Source organism: Streptomyces sp. CBMA156 (genome assembly GCF_014596515.1).
Taxonomy (GTDB): Bacteria; Actinomycetota; Actinomycetes; order Streptomycetales; family Streptomycetaceae; genus Kitasatospora.
In genome coordinates this window covers 1-8,878 of record NZ_MSJQ01000058.1, presented here as the reverse complement: position 1 = coordinate 8,878, position 8,878 = coordinate 1, and the positions used below count along the sequence as shown (strand labels likewise).

Genomic DNA, 8,878 nt, shown 5'->3' with positions numbered 1-8,878 from the left:
CCGGTCGGCGCCGGAGCCGCGCCGGTGGCGCCGCCGGTGCCGGCCGGGGTGTCCGCGTTCTCCGGCCCGCAGGCCGCGAGCGAGAGGGCGGTGGCCGCCGCGAGCGCGGCGACGGTCAGCTTGGTGGTGTACGAACGCATGGTGCGCATTTCTCCTGGGCGCGCGGCCGCGGCCGTTGCCGGCCTTTGCCCGGTGCGGCGCCGCCCGTCGTGACAGGAAGGGTCGATGACGACATGGGTACAGCGGGCAAGAAGCCGTCCCCCGATCTGGCTTGCGGTCAGGGACCATACCAGCCGTCCGAAGTGGTGGACGGGCTGTGGCGAGCCGGTGACCGGCCCGGGTCCAGCCGGTGAAACACCCTGCGGGCGACCTGCGCGGATCGCGTAGATTTCGGGGGTGACGGCCGGTCCCGGCCCGCCGCACCCGCACCACACCGGAAGGGCGAACAGCGAGATGAGCGAGGACTCCCTGCGGGAGGAGGTGCTGACCGCGCGGCGGATCGTCGTCAAGGTCGGCTCCTCCTCGCTGACCACGGCGGCCGGCGGCCTGGACGCCGACCGCGTCGACGCCCTGGTGGACGCGCTCGCCAAGCTCCGGGCCCGCCCGGAGCCGCCGGAGGTCGTGCTCGTCTCCTCCGGGGCCATCGCCGCCGGCCTCGCCCCGCTCGGCCTGGACGGGCGGCCCAAGGACCTGGCCCGCCAGCAGGCCGCCGCCAGCGTCGGCCAGGGCCTGCTGGTCGCCCGGTACACCGCCTCCTTCGCCCGGTACGGCATCCGGGTCGGCCAGGTGCTGCTCACCGCCGAGGACGCCAGCCGGCGCGCCCACTACCGCAACGCCTACCGCACCCTGGACCAGCTGCTGGCGATGGGCGCGATGCCGATCGTCAACGAGAACGACACCGTCGCCACCGCCGAAATCAAGTTCGGCGACAACGACAGGCTCGCCGCGCTGGTCGCCCACCTGGTCCGGGCCGACCTGCTGGTGCTGCTCTCCGACGTGGACGGCCTGTACGACGGCGACCCGGCCCGCCCCGGCAGCAGCCGGATCACCGAGGTGCGCGGCCCGCAGGACCTCGACGGCGTCGAGATCGGCAGCGCCGGCAAGGCCGGGGTCGGCACCGGCGGCATGGTCACCAAGGTCGAGGCGGCCAGGATCGCCACCGGCGCGGGCATCCCCGTGGTGCTCACCGCCGCCAGCCAGGCCGCCGACGCGCTGGCCGGCCGGCCCACCGGCACGCTCTTCCTGCGCACCGGCAGCCGGACCTCCGACCGGATGCTCTGGCTGGCCCACGCCAGCAGCCCGCGCGGGGCCCTGCACCTGGACGCGGGCGCCGTCACGGCGGTCGTCTCCGGCGGCGCCTCGCTGCTGCCGGCCGGGGTCACCAAGGTCGACGGGGAGTTCGCCGCGGGTGATCCGGTGGACCTTCTTGCCGAAAACGGCCACATCGTGGCTCGCGGACTGGTCAACTTTGATGCGAGGGAGTTGCCCCGCCTGCTCGGCCGGTCCACCCGCGACCTGGCCCAGGAGTTCGGCGCCGCGTACGAGCGCGAGGTCGTCCACCGCGACGACCTGGTCCTTCTGCGCGGCTGACCGGCCCGGCGGGCCGGCACCGGCCGCCCGGCCGATCGGCGCAGTGCGCCCGGCGGGTCGCCCCGCACCGGGAGCGGTCCGGCCGCGGGCGGGGAGGGACGCAGCCGTACCGGTCGGCCGAGGGCCGACGGGGCCGGTGGGGACGACACGACATCGCCGAACAGGAGGCCGCCGGTGGAACGCAGGCGCGAGGCAGCGCTGACCGCAGGGACGGCGGGCCGGCGGCTGACCAGCATCGACGGCGGACGCGGGGACGGGCCCGCCGAGCCGGCCGGTCCGCCGCAGGGGCCCGGCGGGGTGCGTAGGCTGCGGCCCGAAGGCACCCGGGACCAGCCGCCCACGGTGCCCGAGCAGGCGCGGCTGTGGCACGTGGTGCTGAGCGTGGCCGGGCAGGTCACCCCGCTGACCTCGCTGCGCACCTCGCTGGAGCAGCTGGCGCACGACCACGCGTTCTTCCTGACCGCCCGCTACGCGGCCGACCACGCCGAGATCCGCTACTGGGAGCAGGCCAGGGACCTGCACGACGCGGCGGCCATCGCGCTGCGGCTGTGGGGCGAGCACAAGGTCACCTCGAACCTGCCGCCCTGGGAGATCGTCGGGCTGGAGGTCGTCGACCGGGCGACGTACCACAAACGGGTGGCGGAGGGCTTCGGCGATCCGCCGTCGCACCTGGGCGGGGTGCACCCGTACTGAGCCGTCCTGACGGGTCGGGCAGCCCCGTCGGGCCAGGGTCGCGCGAGCGGCATCGAGGACGATCGCGCGAGCGCCGTCTCACCGGGCGAAATGCCGCCCGGACGGGACGGACCCAGTCGCTACCCTTGGCGGCATGACCAGCGACCTCGCCACCGCCGACAGCCCCGTCCTCGCCGTAGCGCGCCGAGCCAGGGAGGCCGCCGCGGCGCTCGCCCCGCTGCCGCGCGGCGTGAAGGACGCCGCGCTGCTGGCGGTCGCGGACGCCCTGGTGGCCCGCGGCGCCGAGATCGTCGCGGCCAACGCCGAGGACGTGGCGCGGGCCCGCGCGGCCGGGACGGCCGAGTCGGTGATCGACCGGCTGACCCTGACCGACGAGCGGATCGCCGCGATCGCCTCCGACGTGCGCGACGTGGCCGGGCTGCCCGACCCGGTCGGCGAGGTGGTGCGCGGCTACACCCTGCCCAACGGCCTGGACGTGCGGCAGGTCCGGGTGCCGCTCGGCGTGGTCGGCATCATCTACGAGGCCCGCCCGAACGTCACCGCGGACGCCGCCGCGCTCTGCCTCAAGTCCGGCAACGCGGTGCTGCTGCGCGGCTCCGCCTCGGCCTACCGCTCCAACACCGCGCTGGTCGCCGTGGTGCGCGACGCCGTCGCCGCGGCCGGGCTGCCCGCCGACGCGGTCCAGCTGGTGCCGGGGGAGAGCCGCGACTCGGTGCGGGAGCTGATGCGCGCCCGCGGCCACGTGGACGTGCTGATCCCGCGCGGCGGCGCCTCGCTGATCCGCACCGTGGTGGAGGGCTCGACCGTCCCGGTGATCGAGACCGGCACCGGCAACTGCCACGTCTACGTGGACGCCGAGACCGACCTGGCGATGGCCGTCGGCATCCTGCTCAACTCCAAGGCGCAGCGGGTCAGCGTCTGCAACGCGGCCGAGACGCTGCTGGTCCACCAGGACGTCGCGGACGCCTTCCTGCCGCTCGCGCTGGCCGCGCTCGCCGAGGCCGGGGTGACCGTGCACGGCGACGAGGCGGTGCTGAAGGCCGCCGAGGGCGGCGCGGCCACCGTGGTGCCGGCCACCGACGAGGACTGGGGCGCCGAGTACCTCTCGCTCGACCTGGCCGCCGCCGTGGTGCCCTCGCTGGACGCCGCCGTTGAGCACATCCGCCGCTGGTCCTCCGGCCACACCGAGGCGATCGTCACCACCTCGCAGGCCGCCGCCCGCCGGTTCACCCGGTTGGTCGACTCCACCACGGTGGCCGTCAACGCCTCCACCCGCTTCACCGACGGCGGTGAGTTCGGCTTCGGCGCGGAGATCGGCATCTCCACCCAGAAGCTGCACGCCCGCGGCCCGATGGGCCTGCCCGAGCTGACCAGCACCAAGTACATCGTCACTGGTGACGGGCACGTGCGGGGCGAGGCGACGCAGACCGTGGGCGGGGCCGCGGCCGGTCGCTGACCGCGGCGCCGGGGGCCGGCCGTCACACGTGCGACGGACCAACTGCCGGGAGCCACAGACAAATCGCCCGGCCGGTAATACGCTGAATCCGTGGCTGAGGATGTGGGGGGCTTTCCGTACCCCGACGGCGCCGACCACGGTGGTGCGGACGACGAGTTCGCCACCGTGGTCTTCGATGAGGCCTTCGTCCGGTCCGCCGCCGTGCACGAGCCGACCGCCAAGGAGCGGCAACTCGCCGCCGCCGAGGCCAGGTTCGAGCCGGAGACCGCGGGTCCGGGCTGGGGCTGTGACGTTCCGGCCGGAGACGGGCTGCCGCTGGAGCTGCGCCCGTACCCGACCGGACTCGACGCGGACCACCTCTACCCCGATCCCTGGTCGGGGCCGGGCCGGGCGGCCGACCGCAGGGGCCGGCGGCGCCGGCGGCGAGGCTACGATCCGGTGCGCGCCCGCGGACGGTACGTGGCCCAGCAGCGCTGGCACCGGCCGGTGGCCTGGGTGCTCGCCGTGATCATGGGGGTGAGCCTGGTGGCGGTCGCGGTCGCGGCGGTCTACCAGGGCGTGGGCGGTTCCCCGGGCACGCCCCGGCGCCCCGAGTCCGGCAGCAGCAGTGCCGGGGTCGAACCGGGGCAGGCCCCGGCCGAGCCCCCGCTGGTGGTCACGGCGCCCGCGGGTTAGCGCGCGTCCCGGCACGGGCGCCCCGGGACGGTGGTCACGGAGCGTTCCCGGGAATGTGCGTCCGGGCCCTCGTGGCGGCGCTGGTGTCCGCCTACCCTGGTGGTGTGGGTGACCCGCGAGAGCCTCCTGGGGGCACGCCCGGGGACGGTTCCGGCAACGAGGACGAATTCCGGTCCGTCGTGTTCGACGAATCGTTCGTGCGGGCTGCCCGCATCCAGGAGCTCTCCGCCCGGGAGCGGCTGGCCGGCACCTTCGGCAGGGCCACCCGGGCGCGGGTGCGGCTCGGCCCGCTGGGCACCGTCCCGCGCCGGGCGCTCGCGCTGCTGCTGCTCATCCTGGTCGCCTTCGGGGCCGCGGTGTACTTCGGGGTGAGCTCGCCGATGGTGACCGCGGTGCATCCCGAGGGCAGTCAACTGACCGTCAGCCTGGTCGCGTTGAGCCCGGCTTCGGCCGTCCGGCCGGTCGCCGACCCGGCGGACCCGTTCGCCGCGCTGACGCCCGGCTACGGGGAGGGCACGCTCGGGCTGAACACCCCGACCGGGGCCGCCACCGGGCACTTCAGCCGGGTCGAGGTGACCAAGGCGCTGGACACCGTCCAGCGCTACCTGGTGGCCTCCTCGCTCTCCCCGGCCGTCCTGGTCCGGGGGGCCACCTCGGACGTGCGGTCCTTCGTCACGCCCGGTGAGCTGGCGGCGTTCGACGCGAGCGTGGCGCAGCCGGTGGACGACCGGCACCACGCGGCGACCGGCTGGATGGTCCGCTTCGACCCGGCGCGGGTCGCACTGGCCTCGAACACCGTGAAGGTGGCCGGTGCGATGCGGATCGACGAGGCGGACGACGGGACCTTGCAGATCACCACCGACCACACCTTCGTCTACGCGCTGAAGCCGGCCGGCGCCCCGGCCGGAGCGCCGGCCGGCCTGGAGACCGTGCGGCGCCAGCTGACCTTCCGGTTCGACCGGGTCGACCTGGCCTCGGCGCAGCTGCGGCTGGTGGACGCGGTGGTGCAGGCCGGGCCCGAGTCCTGCGGGACCTCGACGGCGGGCTTCCTGCAGCCGGTGCTGGCCACGGCGCAGGGCACGGTGGTCGCGCCGCCGTCGCCGGTCGACCCCGGGAACCACGCCCGTCCCGGCTGGCAGGTGTGCGGGGTGCTGGCGGGCAGCTGAGGGGCAGGGGCAGGGGCCAGGAGGCCGGGGGCCGTGCCGGGTGGTTCCGGGCCCGTGGAACGGCGCGGCGGCCGGTGCCCCGGGCGGGCACCGGCCGCCGTCGCGGTCCCGGTGGGTCAGCTGCCGTCGCGGTCCGCGGAGCCGTTGCCCGCGGAGCTGTTGCCCGAGGAACCGTTGCCCGAGGAGCCGTTGCGGCCGCCGGTGGCGCCGGTGAAGGTGTCGCGGAGCTTGCCGCCGACGGTCGCGGCGCCGCCGGCGACGTCCCTGAGCAGGCCCATCAGCGGGTCCTTGCTCTCCTTGACCGAGGTCGTGTAGTGCTCGGCGGCGGCCTTCCACTGCTCGGTGACCGAGGTGTCCGGGTCGTCCGAGCGGCGCGGGTAGGCACCGGCCAGGATCGAGCGGTACTCGTCGCTCTCCGCCCACTTCTTCAGCTGGGCGACCCGGACGACCGCGAAGGGGTGGGTCTGCGGCAGCAGCTGGAGTACCTTGAGCACGCCGTCGCGCAGGTCGCCGGCCTTCTCGTACTCCTCGGCCTGCTCCAGGAAGGCGTCGACGTTCATCTCGGCCAGGTTGTGGCCGCCGGCGAGCTTCATCAGGGCCCGCATGGACGCCTGGAGGTCCTGCCCGGCGAGCAGGCCGGCCCGGTCGCTGGACAGCTCCGCCTTGCGGAACCACTCCTTGAGCGCGGTGATGATCGCGGTGATCGCCAGGTTGCCGAGCGGCACCCAGGCGATCCGGGTGGCGATGTTGGTGAGGATCATCAGCATCGTCCGGTAGACGGCGTGGCCGGACATCGCGTGGCCCACCTCGTGGCCGATGACCGAGCGCAGCTCCTCCTCGTCCAGCAGCTCGACCAGGCCGCTGGTGATCACGATGATCGGAGTGTCGATGCCGATGCAGTACGCGTTGACCGTCGGGTCCTGGCTGACGTACAGGTCGGGGACCTGCTCCAGGTCGAGCACGTAGGAGGCGTCGCGCACCATCGCGTGCAGCTCGGGGAACTGGCGCTCGGAGGTCTTCACGGCCGTGGCCAGGAACATCAGCCGGATCGCCCGCTCGGAGACCAGCCCGGCGAGCTTCTTCAGGATGTCGTCGAAGCCGGTCAGCTTGCGCAGGGCGACCAGGGCCGAGCGGTCCGCCGGGTGCTCCCAGGCCCTGGTGGAGATTCCGGGGAAGCGTTCGCGGCGGCGGCTCGGGGTCTTCGCGGTCGTGTCGGTCATGGTCTGAGTACCTCCTGGTCGACGGCGGCCGCGGGCCCGCTGGCCCGCCCCCCGCTGGTCTTCGCCTGCAACGACTGTCTCTGCAACGTCCGCGGTTGCGTACTCGTCCCCGCGGTCAGCGTACGCGCGGGTCCGGGACCGCGGCCCGGACGTTCCGGCCCGGGCGTTCCGGCCCGCCGGTGCGGGCGGGCCGTCCCGCCGTGGGCGTGACGCGGGAGTGGGGCAGGCAGGCAGGCGGGCAGGCGGGCGGGTCTCGGGGCCGGTGGGCGGCGCCGGTGTGAAGGCGGTTTAACCTGATTCCTGGACGACCGAGACCGGACCCGGCCGCGGTACCGAGCAGTTCTAGGAGCCCCCGCAGATGTCCACCGACACGCTTGTCAGCCTGGCCGCGCCCATCTCCGACGAGTCCGGTCCCGGCCTGTTCCTGCGGATCATCGTGGTCGCGTCCTTCGTGGGCATCGGCCTGCTGGTCTGGATCATGGCCAGGGCCTTCAAGAACAACTAGTCCGGGCCCCGCGGCGGGTGGTGCTCACGTCCGGTCAGCGGCAGTGGGCCGCCGAGCGGTTGCCTTGTAACCCCCCGTACGATGACGGGTGGGCCCTCACCGGCCTCCGAACACCCCCAGGTCCGTTCACCGAGCCGAGAAGGTCCAGCCGACCATGAACACTGCTGCCGCACTCCCCGTCCTGAACCTGCTCGCCGAGGGCGAGGGGGGCAACCACGACAGTCTGAACCCGGCCCTGACCGGTGGCGCCGCGCTGTTCATCCTGCTGGTCCTGCTCTTCATCACCACCCGTTTCAACCGGGACCGCTGAGCCGGGTCGACGGACCGCTCGGGGAGCGTCCGGCCATCGGCCGGCCGCTCCCTCACGCATCTGCGGACAACCCCCACGCGGTCTGTGAAGGACCCCCACCCGGCCGTTCCCGCACCGTAACGGGCGTCGCGTAAGGTGTGGCGGCATGGGAGAGCAGGCCGGGAATCCCGGCGGACCGGAACCGGCGAAGAAGCGCCTGGGCGTCATGGGCGGCACCTTCGACCCGATCCACCACGGCCACCTCGTCGCGGCCAGTGAGGTCGCGAGCGCGTTCCACCTGGACGAGGTGATCTTCGTGCCGACCGGGCAGCCGTGGCAGAAGAGCGACCGCCGCGTCGCCGCCGCCGAGGACCGCTACCTGATGACGGTCATCGCCACCGCCGAGAACCCGCAGTTCTCGGTCAGCCGGATCGACATCGACCGCGAGGGCCCGACGTACACCGTCGACACCCTGCGGGACCTGCACGCGATGCACCCGGACGCCGACCTCTTCTTCATCACCGGTGCCGACGCGCTCGCCCAGATCCTGTCCTGGCACGACTCCGACGAGCTGTTCTCGCTGGCCCACTTCATCGGATGCACCCGCCCGGGGCACACTCTGTCGGACGCCGGGCTTCCGGTGGGCGGGGTCTCCCTGGTGGAGGTCCCGGCGCTGGCCATCTCCTCCACGGACTGCCGCAACCGGGTCGCCAAGGGCGAGCCCGTCTGGTACCTCGTCCCGGACGGCGTGGTCCGCTACATCGACAAGCGGGCGCTGTACGCGCCGCGCGGGGACTGATCCAGGAGCGGTGCATGACTGATCGCAGCGACGGCCGGCGGCCGGAGGACTGGTCCACCGGGCAGTACCAGCAGCCGTACCAGGAGTACCAGGACCCGCAGCAACCGCAGCCGCAGCAACAACAGCCGCAGCCGCAGCCGCAGTCGTACGAGCAGCAGCAGTACGACCAGTACGGACAGCCGGTGTACCCGCAGGACCCGTACGGCTACCAGCAGCAGGGGTACCAGGGCTACGACGGGTACCAACAGGGCGGTGGCACCGGGCAGTTCCCGCAGCAGCAGTCGTACGGGCAGCAGCAGTACGACCAGTACGACCAGTACGGGCAGCCGGTGTACGTCCAGGACCCGTACGGCTACCAGCAGCAGGGGTACCAGGGCGACTACCAGCAGTACCAGGCGGCCGCCCCGGTCGTCACCGAGCCGCAGGCGCCGGCGGAAGCCGAGCCGGCCGCTCCGGCCGCCGCTGCCGCGACCGCCGCTGCCGCC

Annotated in this window: 9 protein-coding genes and 1 pseudogene; 9 read left to right on the top strand and 1 reads right to left on the bottom strand. The window is 74.0% G+C overall.

The window, feature by feature from the left end:
- The first annotated feature begins 453 nt into the window (after positions 1–453).
- The 5 genes from proB to BU198_RS04400 all read left to right on the top strand — a co-directional run bounded on the left by proB (position 454) and on the right by BU198_RS04400 (position 5,580).
- On the top strand, positions 454–1,590 hold the full coding sequence (gene proB, locus BU198_RS04420; protein WP_188295504.1) for a glutamate 5-kinase: 1,137 nt from the start codon (positions 454–456) through the stop codon (positions 1,588–1,590).
- Positions 1,591–1,764: 174 nt separating this feature from the next.
- Positions 1,765–2,283: a hypothetical protein gene (locus BU198_RS04415; protein WP_188295503.1), complete on the top strand. Its 519-nt coding sequence runs from the start codon at positions 1,765–1,767 to the stop codon at positions 2,281–2,283.
- A gap of 133 nt (positions 2,284–2,416) precedes the next feature.
- Positions 2,417–3,739, top strand: a complete 1,323-nt coding sequence (locus BU198_RS04410) for a glutamate-5-semialdehyde dehydrogenase (protein WP_188295502.1) — start codon at positions 2,417–2,419, stop codon at positions 3,737–3,739.
- 90 nt (positions 3,740–3,829) lie between these two features.
- Entirely contained in the window at positions 3,830–4,414 is a 585-nt protein-coding gene (locus tag BU198_RS04405; RefSeq protein WP_188295501.1) for a hypothetical protein, read from the top strand.
- Between the two features lie 104 nt (positions 4,415–4,518).
- Entirely contained in the window at positions 4,519–5,580 is a 1,062-nt protein-coding gene (locus BU198_RS04400; protein WP_188295500.1) for a hypothetical protein, read from the top strand.
- A 116-nt stretch (positions 5,581–5,696) separates the two neighbouring features.
- Here BU198_RS04400 and BU198_RS04395 read toward each other — a convergent pair whose 3' ends face one another.
- On the bottom strand, positions 5,697–6,800 hold the full coding sequence (locus tag BU198_RS04395; RefSeq protein WP_188295499.1) for a M48 family metallopeptidase: 1,104 nt from the start codon (positions 6,798–6,800) through the stop codon (positions 5,697–5,699).
- A gap of 358 nt (positions 6,801–7,158) precedes the next feature.
- On the opposite strand from BU198_RS04395, the gene BU198_RS04390 reads away from it, so the two are divergent.
- The 4 genes and pseudogenes from BU198_RS04390 to BU198_RS04375 form a co-directional block, all read left to right on the top strand.
- Positions 7,159–7,305, top strand: coding sequence for a hypothetical protein (locus tag BU198_RS04390; protein WP_188295498.1), 147 nt, complete (start codon positions 7,159–7,161; stop codon positions 7,303–7,305).
- A gap of 154 nt (positions 7,306–7,459) precedes the next feature.
- A complete protein-coding gene (locus BU198_RS04385; RefSeq protein ID WP_188295497.1) occupies positions 7,460–7,615 on the top strand; it encodes a hypothetical protein in 156 nt (51 codons plus the stop codon).
- A 145-nt stretch (positions 7,616–7,760) separates the two neighbouring features.
- Positions 7,761–8,393: a nicotinate-nucleotide adenylyltransferase gene (gene nadD / locus BU198_RS04380; protein ID WP_188295496.1), complete on the top strand. Its 633-nt coding sequence runs from the start codon at positions 7,761–7,763 to the stop codon at positions 8,391–8,393.
- Positions 8,394–8,407: 14 nt separating this feature from the next.
- Positions 8,408–8,878, top strand: a pseudogene (locus BU198_RS04375) (hypothetical protein); the annotation flags it as partial.